The organism is Catellatospora sichuanensis (assembly GCF_007483665.1).
Taxonomy (GTDB): Bacteria; Actinomycetota; Actinomycetes; order Mycobacteriales; family Micromonosporaceae; genus Catellatospora; species Catellatospora sichuanensis.
Map to the genome: position 1 here is coordinate 51619 of NZ_VIQO01000001.1, position 17456 is coordinate 69074.

The 17456-nt window shown below is 72.9% G+C and carries 17 protein-coding genes; 12 read left to right on the plus strand and 5 right to left on the minus strand.

What is annotated here, in order from left to right; translation table 11 throughout:
- Nucleotides 1–13: 13 nt before the first annotated feature.
- Nucleotides 14–721, plus strand: coding sequence for a hypothetical protein (locus FLL47_RS15180; protein ID WP_144121173.1), 708 nt, complete (start codon nt 14–16; stop codon nt 719–721).
- 136 nt (nt 722–857) lie between these two features.
- On the opposite strand, the gene FLL47_RS44060 is transcribed toward FLL47_RS15180, so the two are convergent.
- Nucleotides 858–2465 carry an RICIN domain-containing protein gene (locus FLL47_RS44060; protein ID WP_246157953.1) on the minus strand — a complete coding sequence of 536 codons (1608 nt, stop codon included), beginning with the start codon at nt 2463–2465 and terminating at the stop codon, nt 858–860.
- Nucleotides 2466–2723: 258 nt separating this feature from the next.
- Between FLL47_RS44060 and FLL47_RS15190 the strand changes: the two genes are divergently transcribed.
- Entirely contained in the window at nt 2724–3503 is a 780-nt protein-coding gene (locus tag FLL47_RS15190; protein WP_144121174.1) for a hypothetical protein, read from the plus strand.
- Between the two features lie 4 nt (nt 3504–3507).
- Here the strand turns inward: FLL47_RS15190 and FLL47_RS15195 are convergent, their stop codons facing one another.
- The gene (locus tag FLL47_RS15195) at nt 3508–4320 is read right to left on the minus strand and encodes an IclR family transcriptional regulator (protein ID WP_246157955.1); all 813 of its coding nucleotides are present in this window, start codon (nt 4318–4320) and stop codon (nt 3508–3510) included.
- 146 nt (nt 4321–4466) lie between these two features.
- On the opposite strand from FLL47_RS15195, the gene FLL47_RS15200 reads away from it, so the two are divergent.
- From FLL47_RS15200 to FLL47_RS15230, 7 genes are all read left to right on the plus strand, one after another.
- Nucleotides 4467–5447, plus strand: coding sequence for a flavin reductase (locus FLL47_RS15200; protein ID WP_144121175.1), 981 nt, complete (start codon nt 4467–4469; stop codon nt 5445–5447).
- A gap of 36 nt (nt 5448–5483) precedes the next feature.
- Nucleotides 5484–6770, plus strand: a complete 1287-nt coding sequence (locus tag FLL47_RS15205) for an acyl-CoA dehydrogenase family protein (protein ID WP_144121176.1) — start codon at nt 5484–5486, stop codon at nt 6768–6770.
- Entirely contained in the window at nt 6767–8242 is a 1476-nt protein-coding gene (locus FLL47_RS15210; protein WP_144121177.1) for an aldehyde dehydrogenase family protein, read from the plus strand. Before FLL47_RS15205 ends, FLL47_RS15210 begins: the two co-directional genes overlap by 4 nt.
- Nucleotides 8239–9093 (plus strand): isocitrate lyase/PEP mutase family protein, encoded by an 855-nt coding sequence (locus FLL47_RS15215; protein ID WP_144121178.1) that lies wholly within the window; start codon nt 8239–8241, stop codon nt 9091–9093. The genes FLL47_RS15210 and FLL47_RS15215 overlap by 4 nt, the downstream gene beginning before the upstream one ends.
- A 155-nt stretch (nt 9094–9248) precedes the next feature.
- Nucleotides 9249–10397 carry an FAD-dependent oxidoreductase gene (locus FLL47_RS15220; protein WP_144121179.1) on the plus strand — a complete coding sequence of 383 codons (1149 nt, stop codon included), beginning with the start codon at nt 9249–9251 and terminating at the stop codon, nt 10395–10397.
- Nucleotides 10398–10461: 64 nt separating this feature from the next.
- Nucleotides 10462–11910, plus strand: a complete 1449-nt coding sequence (locus tag FLL47_RS15225; protein WP_144121180.1) for an aldehyde dehydrogenase family protein — start codon at nt 10462–10464, stop codon at nt 11908–11910.
- A gap of 92 nt (nt 11911–12002) precedes the next feature.
- On the plus strand, nt 12003–12527 hold the full coding sequence (locus FLL47_RS15230) for an RBBP9/YdeN family alpha/beta hydrolase (RefSeq protein WP_222106086.1): 525 nt from the start codon (nt 12003–12005) through the stop codon (nt 12525–12527).
- 194 nt (nt 12528–12721) lie between these two features.
- Here FLL47_RS15230 and FLL47_RS15235 read toward each other — a convergent pair whose 3' ends face one another.
- Nucleotides 12722–13363: a TetR/AcrR family transcriptional regulator gene (locus FLL47_RS15235; RefSeq protein WP_246157956.1), complete on the minus strand. Its 642-nt coding sequence runs from the start codon at nt 13361–13363 to the stop codon at nt 12722–12724.
- Between the two features lie 97 nt (nt 13364–13460).
- Between FLL47_RS15235 and FLL47_RS15240 the strand changes: the two genes are divergently transcribed.
- Nucleotides 13461–14072 carry a TIGR03086 family metal-binding protein gene (locus FLL47_RS15240; protein ID WP_144121182.1) on the plus strand — a complete coding sequence of 204 codons (612 nt, stop codon included), beginning with the start codon at nt 13461–13463 and terminating at the stop codon, nt 14070–14072.
- A gap of 113 nt (nt 14073–14185) precedes the next feature.
- Here FLL47_RS15240 and FLL47_RS15245 read toward each other — a convergent pair whose 3' ends face one another.
- Entirely contained in the window at nt 14186–14668 is a 483-nt protein-coding gene (locus FLL47_RS15245) for a TspO/MBR family protein (protein WP_144121183.1), read from the minus strand.
- Nucleotides 14669–14778: 110 nt separating this feature from the next.
- On the opposite strand from FLL47_RS15245, the gene FLL47_RS15250 reads away from it, so the two are divergent.
- A complete protein-coding gene (locus FLL47_RS15250) occupies nt 14779–15345 on the plus strand; it encodes a dienelactone hydrolase family protein (RefSeq protein WP_144121184.1) in 567 nt (188 codons plus the stop codon).
- A gap of 32 nt (nt 15346–15377) precedes the next feature.
- Here FLL47_RS15250 and FLL47_RS15255 read toward each other — a convergent pair whose 3' ends face one another.
- Complete coding sequence (locus FLL47_RS15255) at nt 15378–15659, minus strand: Dabb family protein (protein ID WP_144121185.1); 282 nt, start codon at nt 15657–15659, stop codon at nt 15378–15380.
- 88 nt (nt 15660–15747) lie between these two features.
- On the opposite strand from FLL47_RS15255, the gene FLL47_RS15260 reads away from it, so the two are divergent.
- Nucleotides 15748–17454, plus strand: a complete 1707-nt coding sequence (locus FLL47_RS15260) for a carbon-nitrogen hydrolase family protein (protein WP_144121186.1) — start codon at nt 15748–15750, stop codon at nt 17452–17454.
- The last annotated feature ends 2 nt before the right edge of the window (nt 17455–17456 follow it).

Consider the following 17456-nt stretch of genomic DNA (forward strand, 5'->3'; position numbering starts at 1 on the left):
TTTCCATTACGCGGTGGGATCGCATACGCACGGCTGGTGGATTCTGCTCCACATCATCCTCTTCGTCTTCTGGCTCGGCGGCGACCTGGGCGTGTTCTGGTCGAGCCGCTTCGTCCTCCGCCCCGACCTCACCCCCGCCGCGCGCGCCACCGCCCTGAAGATCATGGGTGGCCTCGACCTCGGCCCGAAGATCTGTCTCGTGCTGTTCCTGCCCAGCGGCGTCACGCTGATGGCGCTGGAGCCGCACGGCGCGACGGTGTTCGGCGTCAACCCGTTCGGCTGGCCGGTGGTCGTGGCGGTGTGGCTGTTCGCCGCCGCGTGGCTGGCCGCGACCATCACCGACCACCACCACCCCGGCCGCCGGCCCTGGGTGCGCCGCGCCGACTGGACGATCCGGCTGACCCTGATCGCGGCGCTCGGCCTCACCGCCGTCTACACGCTGGTCGCGGACCGGCCGTTCGGGGTCGACACCAACCCGCGCTGGCTGGGCGCGAAACTGCTGCTCTACACCGTGGCCATCGGCTGCGGGCTGGGCATCCGGCTGACCCTGCGGACTTTCGGCCCGGCGTTCGGCGCGCTGATGACGACCGGCTCCACGCCCGAGGTCGAGAGCGCCCTGAAGCGGTCGATCGACGGCTGCCTGCCGTACGTGTGGGGCATCTGGGGCAGCGTGCTGGCCGCCGCCGCGCTCGGCGTCCTCAAGCCCTTCGCCGACCTCTGACGTCCCGCGCGGCCCGCGGCGGCGCATGATCGCCGTTTCGGGTCGAGATGTGTGGTCCAGCCGCAGTTCTCGACCTGAAACGGCGATCTTCACGGGTGACCCGCCCGGAGCGCGGGGCGGGGTGGGTCGCCTCGGATCAGCGCCAGTTCTGGTTGGACTGAACGGGGTTGCCGCAGGTCCAGATGATCATCTGGGTGCCGTTCCCGGTGCCCCACCCGTCGGCGTCCAGGCACTTGCCCGACTGCGGGTTCACGATGGTGCCGTTGGCGCTGACCGTCCAGCGCTGCGCACCGTTGCCCAGGCACGTCCACAGCCGCACGATCGCCCCGTCGGCGGTGCTGCCGTCCGCGACGTCCAGGCACTTGCCGGAGTTCGGATTGACCAGCGAGCCGTTGGACTCCACCCGCCACTTCTGCGCCGGGTTGTTCAGGCAGTCCCACAGCTGCACCTTGGTGCCGTCGGCGGTACGCCCGCCGGACACGTCCAGGCAGCGGCTGGACCCGACGTTGACGAACGTGCGCTCGGCCGCGCCACCGCCGCAGGTCGTGGTGAAGGCCCGGTCGACCAGCCCGGCGCAGAAGGCGTTCTTCGCACCGCCGTATCGCGACAGGCGGCCGTCGACGAACCAGGTCGAGTTGACCGGGAAGTCGAAACTGCCGTCGGCGACGCCGTCCCAGCCGTAGCGGAAGTCCAGGTCGATGTAGACCGCCGCCTTGATCACGTTGCTGAGGTCGTACGTGCCCGCGGTGTTGGGCAGCGGTCCGACGTAGTTCATCAGACTGAACAGCCGCCGCACCCAGGTCTCGCCGCGCGCCGCCTCCAGCCCCGCGGTGTCGCCCCCGTTGTCGGTGAAGTTCATCATCCCGGACTCCGACACGATCATCGGTTTGCCGTGGTCCTCGGCGAACTTCATCATCTTCAGCACGTTGCCGTCGTGGTCCCAGTTGCGCCAGATCGCGGTGTCGTTGCCGTTGCCGTCCTTGCCGATGTAGGCGTTGCGGCACTGCAGGGCAGCGGTGTCGTAGTTCTGCGGCGGGGTGCCGTTGTAGAGGTATCCGCCGTCGTAGATCGGCATGCACAGCTCGTGCGCGAACACGGAGACGCCGATCCAGTCGGTGACGGCGTCGCCCGGGTAGAGCTTCTCGTACTCGCCCCGCACCGGGTGGAACACGTAGGTGACGTTGTCGGGCGCGGTGCCCGCGTCGAGCAGGGTGCGCAGCCGGGCGAAGGCGTTGCGGTAGGAGGCGCAGCTCGCGTCGGTGCAGTGGTAGAAGCTGGACACCTCGTAGTCCAGGCGCAGGAAGAACTTCGCCTGCGGGTACGCGTTCATGAAGTTGATCAGGTTGGTGAACTGGCTCGCGTGCTGTCCGTTCGCGATCTCCTGGGTGACCGCGCGGGAGCGGGCCGCCTTGGCGTTCTCGTCGCCGCCGGTGAAGCCGGGCGGGTTGTCCTTCCAGCTCACGCCGACCTGGATCATCTTGCCCTGCTGGGCGAGCCAGGTGGCATGGTCGCGGTGGCCGTTGTCGACCCAGGTGCCCGACTTGACCTCGTAGTAGACCGAGCCGCCGGCGGGCGGCGCGGCGAACGAGGTGTAGTCGTTCCAGGAGGCCTGCGTGGACTGGCCGATGAACAGCAGCCGCCCGTTCGCGGGCGCGAAGGTGGCGGCGGTCGCCGGGGCGGCGCCGGCGGTCAGGGCGGCTGCGGCGAGCAGGGCGCAGACCAGGCCGGTGACTGGACGTCTCACGGTGGGAAACCTTCCGTGCGGGAATGTCCCGGGGAGCGGGATGTGCCGCCAGGCTACGAACGGCGCGGCCGAACACCGCCGGTTTTCGATACTTCGAAGAGCCTGCTCACCCGTGCAGCCGAGTCGATCACATGTGGTGGTCATCCGACTGCGCACGGACGCCGTTCACGCAAGGTCCAAACATCCAAAGTAGACTGTCAGATCTTGTCTGCTTCGCAGGCTGGAACGATCTTCCTGGATACACATAGGCTCGCGCGCATGCTCATGGATGTGTTGCCAGGCCTGGTGCTGGCTGCGGCCGGGGAGACTCCACCCGCGCTCAGCGTGGCGCTGGCGGTGGAGGACTTCGCGCCCACGCTGCTGGCGTTCGTCGGGTTCCTGCTGCTGGCGCCGTCCGCCCTGGGCAGGATCGGCGCCGTGCTGATGGGCGCGGGCGGTGCGACGAAGTCCACCTGGAAGCTGCTGCACGCCGCCTGGTCGATCGACGTCAACTGGCTGGACGACCTGCTCTTCCCGCTGCTGGCCGCCGGCGGGCTGCTGCTGGCGCTGTCGCTGCACCAGTCGCTGAAGTGGTGGCGCTGGCCGCTGCTGGTGATCGGCGCGGGGGTCGCGACCCTGGCCGTGCAGTCCCGCTCGGTGCAGCCCGCGTTCATCCTCGCCACCGTGATCGTCATCTGGATCAGCGTGCTGGGCACGGTGCGCGCCTGGAAGCACGGCAACGCGCTGGCGGCGGGCCTCTTCCCGGTCAGTGTGCTGGCCGTGATCGTGCTGGTGCCGCTGCGCGGCCACGCGGCCAGCGACGCGCTGGCCTTCCAGTGGGTGCAGCAGGGCATGAACACCATGGCGCAGGGCATCTTCTTCGTCGCCGCGCTGCTCACCTACCGCGCGGTGAAGGGCAAGGGCAAGGACTTCTCCGACGCCGACACCGTCTCCCGGCAGTGGGCGCCCGCGCCCGAATACGACGGTGCCCGCCGCTACGACCCACAGCGCGGCGGCGACCGCTACGAATCACAGGGCGGCCGCCGCAGGCGGCTCTGACCGGTCAGGGTGCCACGTAGCCCAGCTGCTCGGAGATCCGGGCCGCCGCCGCCACCAGCTCCTGGGCGTTGCCGGACTGCTCCGGCTTGAAGCGCGCGGCCGGACCGGCGACGCTCAGCACGGCCACCACGTGCCCGTCGTGGTCGAACACCGGTGCGGCGATCGACGCGGCGCCGGCCTGCCGTTCGCCGAGCGAGGTCGCGTAGCCGCGCTTGCGGATCGCGGCCAGCTCCTTGCGCAGCTTCGCCGGATCGGTGACTGTCTTGTCGGTCAACGGCTGCAGCGGGTGGCGGTCCAGGTAGGCGTCGACCTCGCTGTCGGGCAGGAAGGCCAGGAACGCCTTCGACGACCCGCCCGCGTGCAGCGGGTACGGGATACCGAGCGTCACCTCCATGCGCAGCTCCTGGTCGGGCACGACCTGGTCCACGTAGAGGCGGGTGTCGCCGCGGCGCAGCGACAGGGTCGCCGTCTCGCCGGTCGCCTCCGCGAGCTGGCGCAGCTCGGGCGCGGCCATCGCGCGCAGGTCGGTGCGGGCCAGGTAGGCGCGGCCCAGTGAGACCGCGGCGTGGCCGAGGGCATACCGCCGGGTCACCGGGTCGACCGTGATCAGGTCCCGGCTGCGCAGCGCGGTGAGGATGCGGTGCACCGCGGCCTTGGTCAGCCCCAGCGCGGTCGCGATCTCGGTGACGCCCAGGTCGGGATGTCCGCTGCGCCCGAAGTAGAGCAGCACGTCCATGGCCCGCTCGACGGCGGCGATGGAGCGGGACTGGCTGTCGTCGTCAGTGGTGACGGTCGACTTCGCAGCGGCAGTGGGCACGGGTCCTCCTGAGAGCGCGGACGGTCGCCAGTGTAGATCCAGGCGTGCTCCGCGCGCAGAGGCCGCACGGGCGTTGACAGGTGCGCGACCGAGTCGTTACCTTCACGGCAACAGCGTTTCCTAATGCGAAACGGAGGGCGGTGGCGGTGGACGGCACGTTGCTGCGTTCGGTGCTGAGCCAGTGGCCCAGCGGCGTCGCCGTGGTCACCACCATGGTGACCGAGCCGGACGGCACCCGCCGCCCGCACGGTATGACCGCCAGCTCATTCTCCTCCGTCAGCCTCGATCCGCCACTGGTCTCCGTCTGCCTGGGCAATCATCTGCCCACCCGGCTGATGATCGAGCAGGCGGGGGTGTTCGCGCTGAGCTTCCTCGGCAAGGACCAGGCCGAGATCGGCCGCCGCTTCGCGGGCGCACGCCCGGGCGAGGACCGCTTCGCCGGGCTGGCCTGGCTGACCGGCGAGACCGGGTGCCCCATGCTCGCCGACGCGACCGGCCGGCTGGACTGCACCGTCGAACACGCGTACCCCGGCGGCGACCACACCATCTTCGTCGGCCGGGTGGTCGACGCGGCGGTGCCGCGGATCACCGCGCCGCTGCTGTTCCACTCGCGCGCGTGGGGCCAACTGGCCGACCCGCTGCCCGAGGAGATCACCATGACGGTGCTCGACGACCCCGCCGCCACCGCACTGCACACGCTGCTGGTCCGCGACCCCGGCGACGTCGCGCAGGTGGCCGCCGCCGCGGTGCACGCGCCCGTGCTGGCCTACGTCACCGACGCCTTCTCCCCCGCACGCGAGGCCGACGTGCTCGCCGCGATCGACGCGCTCGCCGGGATGCCCGGCGTGACGCTGGGCTGCGCCGAGACCAGCCCCGCGTCCCCGCTGCAGGTGCGCCGGGTGCTCCAGGACGCCGTGGTGCGCACCCGCCCCGCGCCGGTGCGGGTGCGGCTGCTCGCCCACCACGGCCTCGGCCTGGTCAACGCGCTGGTCGCGATGAAGAGCGGGGTGCACCGCTTCGACACCGTGCTCGACCCCGGCTCCGGCGGCCTGCCCGCGCACGACCTGCTGCTGCTGGCTCGCCAGCTCGGCGTGGCCTGCGCGCCGCTACCCGGCCTCAGTCCCTGAAGAACTCGCCTGACCATCCACAAGGGAGTGCACGAAATGGCAGACCGGCTCATCGGCCAGCGCCTCGTCGACGACATGACCGACGCCGAACTCGACCGCGCGGCACGCGTGGAAGCGGTGCTGCCCGCGTTGCGCGCCGCGGCCGAACAGGCCGACGCCGCCGGGGAGTTCCCGGCCGGACACGTCGCGCTGCTGCGCGAGGCCGGGCTGCTCGGCTTGGTCGTCCCGGAGGAGTACGGCGGCCTCGGCGGCGGACTGCGCGACCTGGCCGCCGCGACGTTCGCCATGGGCAGCGCCTGCCCGTCGACCGCGCTGGCCTTCTTCTTCCACAACACCAGCGCCTCGCGCGGGCTGCTGCCGCTGGAGGCGATCGACGCCGGGCTGTTCGACGAGGCCGACGTGCCGGTGGTGCGGGCCTTCGCCGAGCAGGTGCTGCGCCGCATGGCCGGCGGCACCTGGCTGGCCAACTTCGCCAGCGAGTCGGTCAAGAGCGCGAGCGCCAACATCGCCATCTCCACCACGGCCCGCCCCGCGACGCGCGACGGCGTCGAGGGCTGGCTGATCACCGGAGAGAAGTCGTTCGGCTGCGCCACCGGCGTCGCCGACACGTACCTGGTCACCGCCCGCCTCGACGGCACCGACACCGCCGCCGGGCTGGCCCTGTTCCTGGTGCCGCGGGAGGCTGACGGCGTCGCCTCCCGCCCGGCCTGGGACGGGCTGGGCATGCGGGGCTCGGCCAACCACGGCATCACGCTGCGCGACGTATGGGTGCCCGCGACCGAGGCGCTGACCGTGCCCGGCGCGTTCGTGAAGATGCTGCAGTGCAGCCGGGGCAGCTTCGTCGGCAACCAGCTCGCCATCACCGCCGTCTACGTCGGCTGCGCCCAGGGCGTCTACGACGAGACACTGCAGCGGCTGACCAGCAAGACGTTCGCCGACACCGGGCGGCCGATTGCGGAGTCCCCCATGCACCAGGTGATCATCGGTGACATGACCGAGAACCTGGAGACGGCGTACCTGTGGCTGCGCCGCCAGCTGCTGCTGGAGACGTCCGAACCGCCGATCGCGCCGAAGGGCGACGTCTACCGGCAGTGGCGGCTGGCCAAGGGCTCCATCTGCGAGAACGCGTTCGCGGTCGCGGTCGGCGCGTTCAAGGCGTCCGGCACCTCCGGCGCGACGCTGCACGGCACCATGGGCCGCGCGCTGCGCGACCTGTCGATGGGCCTGGTCATGACGTTCCCGCCGGAGCGCGGGCGGCTCGAGGCGGCCGCCATGATCACCGCCGACCGGGCCAACGACCTGTTCGCGAGCGTGCCCAAGTGAGCGCCCGACCCGAGGCCGTCGCCGACCTGGTGGACGGGAACTGGCAGGACTGCGCCGCCCCGCTCGGCTTCACGCTGCAGAACCCGGCCACCGGCGAGCCCGTCGGCGCGGCCGTGGGCAGTGACCCCGCGCGGGTCGAGGCGGCTGTCGCCGCGGCGACCCGGGTGCACGACTCCGGCGCCTGGTCCAGCCTGCCCGCCGCCGAACGCGCCGACGTGCTCGACGCGGTGGCGGCCCGGGTGGAGGCCGCAGGCGCCGACATCGCCGCCGTGGAGTCCTTCGCCACCGGCGTGCCGATCTCTCAGACCATGCCGCTGTCGGTCATCCTCGGCGGCGCGTTCCGGCTGGCCGCGATGCAGTTGCGCGACGGTTGGCTGAGCAGCGCGATGCCGCGCGAAGACGGCCGGCTCGCCCACGTCGACCGGCTGCCCTGGGGACCCGCGGCCTGCCTGGTGCCGTGGAACGCGCCCGCGCCGATGGCCGCGCACAAGGCCGCCAACGCACTCGCCGCGGGCTGCCCCACCATCGTCAAGCCCAGCGAATACGCCCCCTACGGCACGCAACTGCTGGCGCGGGCGGTGCACGCGGCGCTGGCCGAGGCGGGACTCCCCGGCGGGCTGTTCCAGCTCCTGCACGGCGACGCGGGCACCGGCGCGCGGCTGGTGCGCGACCCGCGCGTGCGGGCCGTGTCGTTCACCGGCGGGCTGACCGGCGGCCGGGCCGTTGCGGCTGCCTGCGCGTACGACATCAAGCCCGTGCAACTGGAGCTCGGCGGCAACAATCCGCTGCTCGTGCTGCCCGACGCGGACACCGCCGCGGCCGCCCGTGCCGCCGCGGACCTGCTGACCACTCTCAACGGGCAGTGGTGCCGGGCGCTGGGCCGTCTGATCGTGCCCGCCGACCGGGCCACGGAGATCCTGGACGCGACCCTGGCGCGCCTCGCCGCACTTCGCGTCGGCGCGCCGCTGGACCCCGACACCGACTTCGGGCCGCTGGTCCACTCCGGACACCGCGACCGGGTCGCCGCGGCCCGTGACGCGCTCGTCGGGCACGGCGGCACCGCACACTACTCGCTGACCGTGCCCGAGCTCGGCAACTACCTCAGCCCCACCCTGGTCACCGGGGTCGATCCGGTGCACACCACGCACGAGGTCTTCGGGCCGGTCGCCGCCGTGCACGCCTACGGCACCGTCGACGAAGCCGTGGCGCTGGCCAACGGCACGCCGTACGGGCTGGAGGCGTATGTGTCCGGGACCGACGAGGACGCCGCGCTCGCGGTCGCCCGGCGGCTGCGCGCGGGAGAGGTGAAGGTGAACGGGTCCAGCGTGATGAGCCTGCACCTGTTCACCCCGCGACCGGCCTGGGGGCTGTCCGGATACTCGGAGGAGGGCACGGCCGAGACGTTGCGCTTCTTCACCAACCCGCGGGTCGTCGGCGTCGAGGGCGGCTTCGCGCTGCACGGCCGCCCGTGACCGCCGCGGCGCTGCGGGCCCTGCTCGCCTCCGGTGGCGTGACCCACCTGCCCGGCGTGTACGACCCGCCCACCGCGGCCCTCGCCGTGCGCGCCGGGCACCGGGCGGCGCACCTGTCCGGAGCCGCCTGCGCCGCGCTCGACCTGGGCCTGCCCGACCTGGGCTACGTGCACGGCACACACATCGCCGAACGCGCCGCCCGGATCACGCCCGCGCTGGGCGGCGCGCCGCTGCTGGCCGACGCCGACACCGGCTACGGCGACGCGCTCCAGGCGGTGTGGACCGCCCGGCGCTACGCGGCAGCGGGCGTGTCCGGCCTGCACCTGGAGGACCAGGTGATGCCGAAGCGCTGCGGTCACCTCGCGGGCAAGGAGCTGATCGACGCCGAGGCGGCCGCTCGCAAGATCCGGGCGGTGGTGTCCGACGGCACCGGGATCGTGGTGGTGGCACGCACCGACGCGTACACCGTGACCGGGCTGGACGACGCGACCACCCGGGGCCGGCGCTACGCCGAGGCCGGGGCGGACGCCGTCTTCCTGGAAGGCGTGTCCGATCTCGACGAGCTGGCCCGCGCCCATGCGGCGCTGCCCGGCGTCGCGCTGGTGCTCAACCGCTCCGAGGCGGGAGCGCACGCCGACCGCGCGAGCGATGCCGACCTGGCCGCGGTCGGGGTGCGCCTGGTGCTGCACCCGGTCGCCGCGCTGCTGGCCGCACTGCACGCCGCCGACCGCGCCTATCGGGAGATCGCCACCGTGGGCAGGGCGACCGTGGAACGGCTGGCCTGGACCGAGTTCACCGGGCTCGTCGGTCAGGACGAGGCCCTGGCCCTGGACGCGAAGCACGACCGATGACCGCTTTCTCCATCGACGTTGGCCTATTACGTCGAATTCGATCTGCACATTTTCGACGTGATAGGCCAACGTCGATAAAAGGGTGGGCGGCGTCAACCTGCGCTCGTCGCTGAACGCGAGCAACGATGCCTGACCGGATGGCGGGAGGAGAGGGCATGACCAGGATCTTCGTGGCCGGGGCGGGGCCGGTCGGGTTGACCGCCGCGCTGGCGCTGGCGCGGCAGGGTGTCGCGGTGACCGTGCTGGAGGCGGGTGAGGAGCTCGCGGCCGAGTCGCGGGCGTCGACGTTCCACCCGCCGACCCTGGAGATGCTCGCCGAGCTGGGCGTGGTCGACGCGCTGCTGGCGCGGGGCCTGATCGCGCCGACGTTCGCCTACCGCGACCGCGCACAGGGCCACATCGCCACCCTCGACCTGGCCGTGCTGGCCCGGGACACGCCGTACCCGTACCGGGTGCAGTGCGAGCAGTCGAAACTCACTCCGATCCTGCGGGCCGAGGTCGAGGCCGCCGGGGGCGAGATCCGTTTCGGCTGGCCGGTTCTCGGCGTCGACCAGGTCGCCGACGGCGTGGTGGTCCGCGCCGCCGACGGCCGGACCGAGCGCGGCGACTGGCTGATCGCCGCCGACGGGGCGCACTCGGCGGTGCGCCGCTCGCTCGGCGTGGATTTCGCGGGCATCACCTACCCGGAGCGTTTCCTGGTCGCGTCCACCGATGAGGACCTGCCCGGCCTGCTCGCCGACCTGGCCGCGGTCAACTACGTGTTCGACCCGGTGGACTGGTCGGTGCTGCTGCGTACGCCGGATCACTGGCGGGTGCTGCTGCCGACGCCCGACGGCACGCCGGACCGCGACGAGCTGGACCGGCTCGACGGGCGGCTGCGGCAGGTCGCCGATCCGGGGCGGCCGTGGCAGGTCGCGCACGCCAGCATCTACCGGGTGCACCAGCGGGTGGCCGAGACGTTCCAGGTGGGACGGGTGCTGCTGGCGGGGGACGCGGCGCACGTCAACAACCCGCTGGGCGGGCTGGGCATGAACTCGGGCATCCACGACGCGGTCGCGTACGCCCGCGCGCTGGTCACCGGCGACGGTGCGGTCCGGCTCGCCACGGCGCAGCGGCGGCGCATCGCGCTGGAGTACGTGCAGACCGTCTCGCACCAGAACTACCAGCGCCTCACCGCCACCGACCCCGCGGCCCGCGCGGCGTACCTCGACGAGATCCGCGCCACCGCGGCCGACCCGACCCGCGCCCGCGCCCACCTGCTGCGCGCCTGCATGATCTCCTCCCTGCGCCCGGTGCCCGCGTGAGCGCGCGCAGCGAACATGCCGAGAGCCGGGCGAAGCACGGCGGCGAACGCGCCGAGGAGCGGTCGTGAGCGAGCGGATCGCGCGCTACAACCCGGCGCGGGTGTACGAGCTGGTCGGCACCGTGCCCGCGGCGGACCCGGCACGGGTCGACGCCGTGGTGCGGGCCGCCGGCGCGGCGCAGCGGGGCTGGGCGCGCATCGACGTCACGGACCGGGTGGCCGCACTGCGCGCCGCCGCGGACGCGGTCGAGCCGGACCTGCCGGTGCTGGCCGAACTGCTGGCCCGCGAGTCGGGCAAGGTGCTGGCCGACTGCCGCGGCGAGCTCGGTTTCGCGCTGACGTTCCTGCGCTGGGTGGCCGAGCAGGCCCCCCGGGTACTCGCGGACACGGCCATCGACGACGCGGCGGGACGGCTGCTGCTGCGCCGCCGCCCCTACGGCGTGGTCGCGGCGATCACCCCGTGGAACGCCCCGATCATCCTGTCCTTCCTGAAGATCGCCCCGGCGCTGGCCGCGGGCAATGCGGTCGTGGTCAAGCCGTCCCCACTCGCCCCGCTGACAATCGACCGCACGGTGCGGCTGCTGGCGTCGGGGCTGCCCGCCGCGCTGCTGCAGGTGCTGCACGGTGACGCTGAGGCGGGTGCCGCGCTGGTCGGGCACCCGCTGGTCGGCAAGGTCGCGTTCACCGGCGGGGCCGCGACGGCGCGGGCCGTCGCGGCGACGGCCGCGGCGCAGACCACGCCGACCGTGCTGGAGCTGGGCGGCAACGATCCGGTGCTGCTGCTCGACGACGCCGACCTGTCACCGGAGCCGATGCGGCGGCTGGTCATGGCCTCGTTCGCGACCAGCGGGCAGGTGTGCATGGCGGCCAAGCGGCTCTACGTGCCCGCGGCCCGCCACGACGAGTTCGTCGCCGCGTACCAGGAGGCTGCCGCGGAAGTGCTGTGCCTGGGTGATCCGCTCGCCATCGGGGTCAGCATGGGCCCGGTGGTGACCGCCGAGGCGGCGGCCCGGATCGCCGGGCTGGTCGAGGATGCCGTGTCGCGCGGCGGCCGGGCGCTGCCGGTGGGCCGGGTCGATCCGGGCACCGACCTGCGGGCCGGGCATTTCGTCGCGCCGACGCTGGTGACCGGTGTGCCCGAGGACGCCCCCGTGGTCGCCGAGGAGCAGTTCGGGCCCACCGTGCCGGTGCTGACCTACCGCGACGAGGACGATCTCGTCACCCGCGCGAACGCGGGTGAGCTGGGGCTGGGCGCGTCGGTGTGGTCGGCCGACGAGGAGCGGGCGTTCGCCGTGGCGCGGCGGCTGGAGGCCGGGTTCGTCTTCGTCAACACGCACAACCGCACCGGCATGTCGCTGCGGGCGCCGTTCGGCGGAGTGAAACGGTCCGGCTACGGCCGCGAGTACGGCGACGAGGGCATCGCCGAGTACGCGCAGACCTGCGTCGTACACGCACCGGCCGCGTTCCGGGCGGGCGGGGCGGGCGCGGCGGCGAACGCGTACCCGGCGTCGTGACCGGTCGCGTCCCGACGGCCCGGCCGTGATCGCGTACCGGGCGTCGTGACCCGCGCAGGCAGGACGGTCTCCCCGCCGCCTACGCTGCCGTGGTGACGAGCGTGCTGATCCTGCCCGGCTTCGAGAACTCCGGCCCGGCGCACTGGCAGACCCGGTGGGAGCAGGAGCTGGGGTTCCAGCGCGTCGAGCAGGCCGACTGGTTCCATCCGCTGGTCGGCGACTGGGTCGACACGCTGGCCGCCGCGGTGGCGGCCGCACCCGAACCGGTGACGCTGGTGGCGCACAGCCTGGGCTGTGTGACCGTGGCGCACTGGGTGGCCCGCGGCGGCGATACCGCCCGGGTGCGCGGCGCACTGCTGGTCGCACCCGCCGATGTGGACACCGCGGAGGTGCCCGAGCTGGTGAACTTCCGCCCGGTGCCGCTCGTGCCGCTACCGTTCCCGAGCATCCTCGTCGCCGGCGACGACGACCCGTGGGCGGCCCTGCCGCGCAGCGAGGCCTTCGCGCGGGCATGGGGCTCCCGCCTGGTAGTGGTCCCCGGCGGCGGCCACCTCAACGCCGACTCCGCCCTCGGCTCCTGGCCTCAGGGCCGGTCCCTGCTCGCCGAACTCCACTGACCCACCCGGTGCCCCGAACCCAGGCACCGCGGTGCGGCGCAGGACGGACCGAGGTGCGGCGCAGGTCCACGGACCGCGTAGCGGCGCGCGGCGCCGATGATCGGCCGACTTGCCTGGCAGTCGTGCGTATCTTGAAGGCGGATACCCACATGTGCCAGGCAAGTCGAACGACCTTGGTGTGCGGGCGGACCGCGTCAGGGGGTGCGCCAGCGCCAGTTGAGTTCGGCGGCCGTCGGTGCGGGGCCGGGGAGGTCAGCGCGATCACGGTCGGCAGTCAGGCCGTCGAGCAGCAGAGCGAGGTGGCGGGCCCGCAGCTGCCGGGTGCGCGCCGGGTCGGGCACCCGGACCGCGGCGCAGCTCTCCAGCAGTAGCGTCACGTCACCGAGTACGACGTCGGGCCGCAGGCTGCCGTCGTCGAGGGTGCGCTGCACGAGGCGCGCCACCAGCTCTCCGGCCCGGCGGGCGGTCGCACCCATCTCGGGCGTGGGCGTGAACGTCCCGGCCAGGTGCACGGTGAGCGAGTGCACGTCGGCATCGACGATCTCCCGCAGGAAACCGGTGAGGCCGCGCCACGGGTCCGGTTCGGCCAGCGCCGCCTGCGCCTGCGCCATGAACAGCAGCAGCCCGTCGTGGCACAGCCGGCGCAGCAGTTCCTCCTTGCCGCTGTACCGGCGGTAGAGCGCGCTGATGCCGACGCCCGCCCGTTCGGCCACGGCGGCGATGGGCGCCTTCGGGTCACCCAGGAACACCTCCCGGGCCGCGTCGAGGATCACCGTGTCATTGCGGGCCGCCTGCTGCTTGCGGCCCGACATCGGGGCCGCGCTCGTCTTCGTCACCACTGCAGATTAGCAGTGGAACGGATCGTTCCGATCTGCTAATCTAAAACGGAACGAGGCATTCCGTTCCGGAAATGCCGAGACGAAGGGCGGAGCCATGACCAGCATCACGGGCACGAACTCGATCAGCCTGCTCGGCGCGGCGCACACCGCACTGCGGACGGCCGTGGCGGGGATCCCGGCCGACGGCTGGGATCTGCCGACACCCTGCGAGCACTGGACGGTCACCCAGGTCCTGCAACACGCCACCGGCGACCAGGTCGGCTACGCGGCGGCCATCACCGGCGGCCCGTGGCCGAGCGAGGACCCGTTCCAGCCCTCCGGCAGGATCGACGGGGACGCCGCCGCCCTGCTGGAGCAGGCCCTCGCCTTGTCGGCGGCAGCCTTCGCGACCGTGCACGCCGACGCCGAGCAGGTGCCCGTGCCGCTGCCGCAGGGCCCGCTGCCGCTGTGGGTCGCCGCGGGGGCGTGCGCGCTCGACGCCGCGGTGCACGCGTGGGACATCGCCGTCGCCACCGGTCGGCCCTCGCCGCTCACCGCACCGGACGCCGAGCAGCTGCTCGCGGTGGCGAAGCAGATCGTCGAGCCGCTGCGCGCCTACGGGGCGTACGCCGCCGAACTGACCGTGGCCGCCGACGCCGACGCCGACGCGACCACCGTCCTGCTGGCCTACCTCGGCCGCCGCCCCGAATGGACGCCGCAGTCCTGACCCACACCTGCCGCAGCTCCCAAAGACACGCGGCCTCCGCCCGTGCCGATGGCCGCAACTCTCTAGGAGTTGCGGCCAAGGGTCCCGCCGGTGGTTCCGGCTGGTGTGGTCGTCTAGTTGAGCTGCCAGATGGTGAGGTTGAGGGCGGAGGCGAAGGTGACCCAGAGCCAGTACGGGACGAGCAGCCACGCCGCCACCGCCGAGATCCGGCGGAACAGCAGCACGGTGAGGCCGATGGACAGCCACAGCGCGACGATGTCGGCGAACGCCAGGCCGCGCAGGCCCGCGCCGAAGAACAGCGGCGTCCAGATCGCGTTGAGGACCAGCTGCACGGCGTACGCCGCCATCGCCAGTCCCCAGCCGGCCCGCCGCCAGACCAGCCAGCCCGCGACCGCGATCATCGCGTAGAGCACCGTCCAGACCGGTCCGAACAGCCAGGACGGCGGCGCCCAGCCGGGGCGGGCCAGGGCCGCGTAGTCGTCGGCGGGATGCGCCACGGCCAGCGAGCCGACCAGCGCCACCACGACCACCGCCGCGAAGAAGCCGGCCAGCGCCCACCACTGTGCCGCGGGACGCCGTGCCAGGTGAACCGTCATGCCTCCGCTATAGCCGAACCGGCCGCGAGAGAAACGCCGTTTCGCGTAGTTGCGTCGATTCGCGGATCGGTGCCGGGCACGGCGTCAGCCCGGCCTGTCAGGATGGGCGGATGGCCCACGTCCTGCTGTTCCACTCCGTCATCGGGCTGCGCCCGGCCCTGCTGACCGCCGCCGAGCGACTGCGGACGGCAGGGCACACGGTGCTGACACCCGACCTGTTCGACGGGGTGGTCGTCGACACCGTGGACGAGGGGTTCGAGCTGCTCAACGAGATCGGCCCGGAGGTGGTGCAGCAGCGCGCCCGGCAGGCGGCGGCGCACCTGCCCGGGGGCGGCGTGCTGGCCGGGCTGTCCATGGGCGCGAGCTTCGCGCAGGCCATCGCCGAGCGCGAGCCGCGGGTGGGCGGCCTGCTCCTGCTGCACGGCACCGCGGGCACGCCCCGGCGCATGCCGTCCGGCCTGGACGCCCAGCTGCACGTCGCCGCGCGCGACGAGTACGAGTCGGCCGACGAGATCATGTTGTGGGAGATGGCGATGGCCCGGCTGGGGGCGCGCCCGGAGGTGTTCACCTACGCGGGCGGGCACCTGTTCACCGACGACGCCTCGCCCGACTACGACGCTACCTCCAGCGAGCTGACCTGGGAACGCTGCCTGCGCTTCCTGGCGGCACTGAGCTGAGCCGCCAGGCTTGGGGCCGGGCGGCGTCCGGTTCACTCGCTGAAGTCGACGACCACCCGGGCGGCCAGGCGCGGGCGCAGCCACTGCGCGAGTTCCAGGTGCACCGGGTGCTCCTGGTATCCGCGCAGGTCGGCCTCGTCCTCGTGGGTCGTGATCAGGCACAGGTGCGCCGAGACCGGGGTGTGCAACTCGTCCAGGTACACCCGGAGCGTTCGGACCTGCGGAACAGCCCCGACCAGCCCTTCCAAAAGATCCTTCGCCTTGGCAGCATCGTCTGCGTCGGTGAACGTCATCAGCACTACGTGAGAAAGCATCGCGACCTCCGGTCGACCCCTGTTGTAAACGCCCCCGCGAGTGTAGTTTCGGGAAACAGCGTTTCGCTAGGGGAACCGGAGACACCACATGGCTCCAGTACGGGTTGCCGCGGTGCAGCTCGCGGCGTCGCAGGACGTCGAGGCCAATCTCGCCGCCTGCCTGCGCCTGATCGACGAGGCCGCGGCCCAGGGCGCGCAGCTGATCGTCCTGCCCGAGTTCTGCAACCACCTGTCCTACTACGCCGACCGGGCGCAAGCGCACCGCATCGCCACCCGGCCCGGTGACCCGTTCCTGACCGCGGTCGCCGACCGCGCCCGCAAGCACCGGGCGTACGTGAAGATCAACGTCACGCACGCGCACCCGGACGGACGCACCGGCGGCACCAACTTCATGTTCGGGCCGGACGGCGCGGTGCTCGGCCAGTGCGACAAGCAGACGCTGATGGGCGCGGAGAACGACCACCTCGACCCGGCCGACGAGGTCGGGCCGGTGCTCGACACCCCGCTCGGACGGCTCGGCATGTACGCCTGCATGGAGGGCGTCATCAACGAGGTGGCCCGCGGTCTCGCCCTGCGCGGCGCGCAGGTGCTGCTCAACAGCCTCAACTCGTTCGCCACCGACGAGGCCGGCCTGCACATCCCGGTCCGCGCGGCCGAGAACAAGGTGTGGGTCGTCGCCGCGAACAAGGTCGGCCCACTGCTGCCCGAGGAGCACCTGCCGCGGCTGAGCGCCGCGCTGGGCGTGCCGGGCGAGTGGCTGCACGGGGCCGGGGAGAGCCAGATCGTCGCGCCCGACGGCACGGTGGTGGCCAAGGGGCCGCGCACCGGCGAGGCCGTCGTGGTCGCCGACATCGACCCGTCCCTGGCCGACGACAAGCGCCGCCCCGACGGCACCGACATCTTCGCCGCCCGACGGCCCGAGCTGTACGCGCCCATCGCCGCCCCGCCGCACGGCCGCCGCCACTCCCCCGGCGCGGCCACACTGCCCGTCGCGGTGGTCCGCGGCGACACCGCGACCGTCGTCCGCGAGACGGCCCGCGCCGCCGCCGCCGGCGCCCGCCTCATCGTCACCACCGAAACCGACCCCACCCTGCTCGCCGCCGCCCTCGACGGCACCAACGCCCACGCCGTGACAGCAACCCCCACCGGCCCGGTCCTCATCGACGCCAACGGCGAGGTCGCTCGCCAGTCAGTGCTGCATCCGGCAGCCACTGTCGGTCAGCCCGGCTCCGGTCACGCCACGCTCGACGGCGAGGCGGAGCACGCGGGCGAGACGCCGAGGACAGCTGTGTCCTCCTCTCCCGCCGCAGGAGCGTCGGGGTCGTCCGAGCACGATCGCGGAGAAGCCGACGGGGTGCGGGTCGTCGAGATGGCGTGGGGACGGCTGGCCATGGTGGCCGGGACGGACTCGATCTTCCCCGAAGTGTTCCGGCTGGCGGCGCTGGCCGACGCCGACGTGGTGGCGGTGCCGTTCTCGGCTGCGGAGTCGTGGGAGCTGAGTCTCGGGCTGCCGGAGCGGGCTGCGGAGAATCGGCTCAATGTGGTTGCGGTCGCACCGCTGGAGCAGGACAGCGCGGTGTTCGCGCTGTCGCCGGACTTCACGTTGTGGACCGCGTGGCAGGGTCCGTTCACCGGGCGGATCAGCCACCCGGTGGTCACCACCGTGCCCGCCGGGCAGGCGTCCGGGCGGGCCGACGTCGCGCCGGCACAGGCCGCCAACCGGCAGGTGTCCCGGCAGACGGATCTCGTCGACGGCCGCCCCTGGCGGCTCGTACAAGCCCTCACAGAAAGGTAGAC

Coding starts and splice junctions, on each gene's coding strand:
- FLL47_RS15190 (WP_144121174.1), top strand. CDS start 2,724: ATGCTCATGGATGTGTTGCCAGGCCTGGTGCTGGCTGCGGCCGGGGAG.
- FLL47_RS15205 (WP_144121176.1), top strand. CDS start 5,484: ATGGCAGACCGGCTCATCGGCCAGCGCCTCGTCGACGACATGACCGAC.
- FLL47_RS15220 (WP_144121179.1), top strand. CDS start 9,249: ATGACCAGGATCTTCGTGGCCGGGGCGGGGCCGGTCGGGTTGACCGCC.
- FLL47_RS15240 (WP_144121182.1), top strand. CDS start 13,461: ATGACCAGCATCACGGGCACGAACTCGATCAGCCTGCTCGGCGCGGCG.
- FLL47_RS15245 (WP_144121183.1), bottom strand. CDS start 14,668: ATGACGGTTCACCTGGCACGGCGTCCCGCGGCACAGTGGTGGGCGCTG.
- FLL47_RS15250 (WP_144121184.1), top strand. CDS start 14,779: ATGGCCCACGTCCTGCTGTTCCACTCCGTCATCGGGCTGCGCCCGGCC.
- FLL47_RS15255 (WP_144121185.1), bottom strand. CDS start 15,659: ATGCTTTCTCACGTAGTGCTGATGACGTTCACCGACGCAGACGATGCT.
- FLL47_RS15260 (WP_144121186.1), top strand. CDS start 15,748: ATGGCTCCAGTACGGGTTGCCGCGGTGCAGCTCGCGGCGTCGCAGGAC.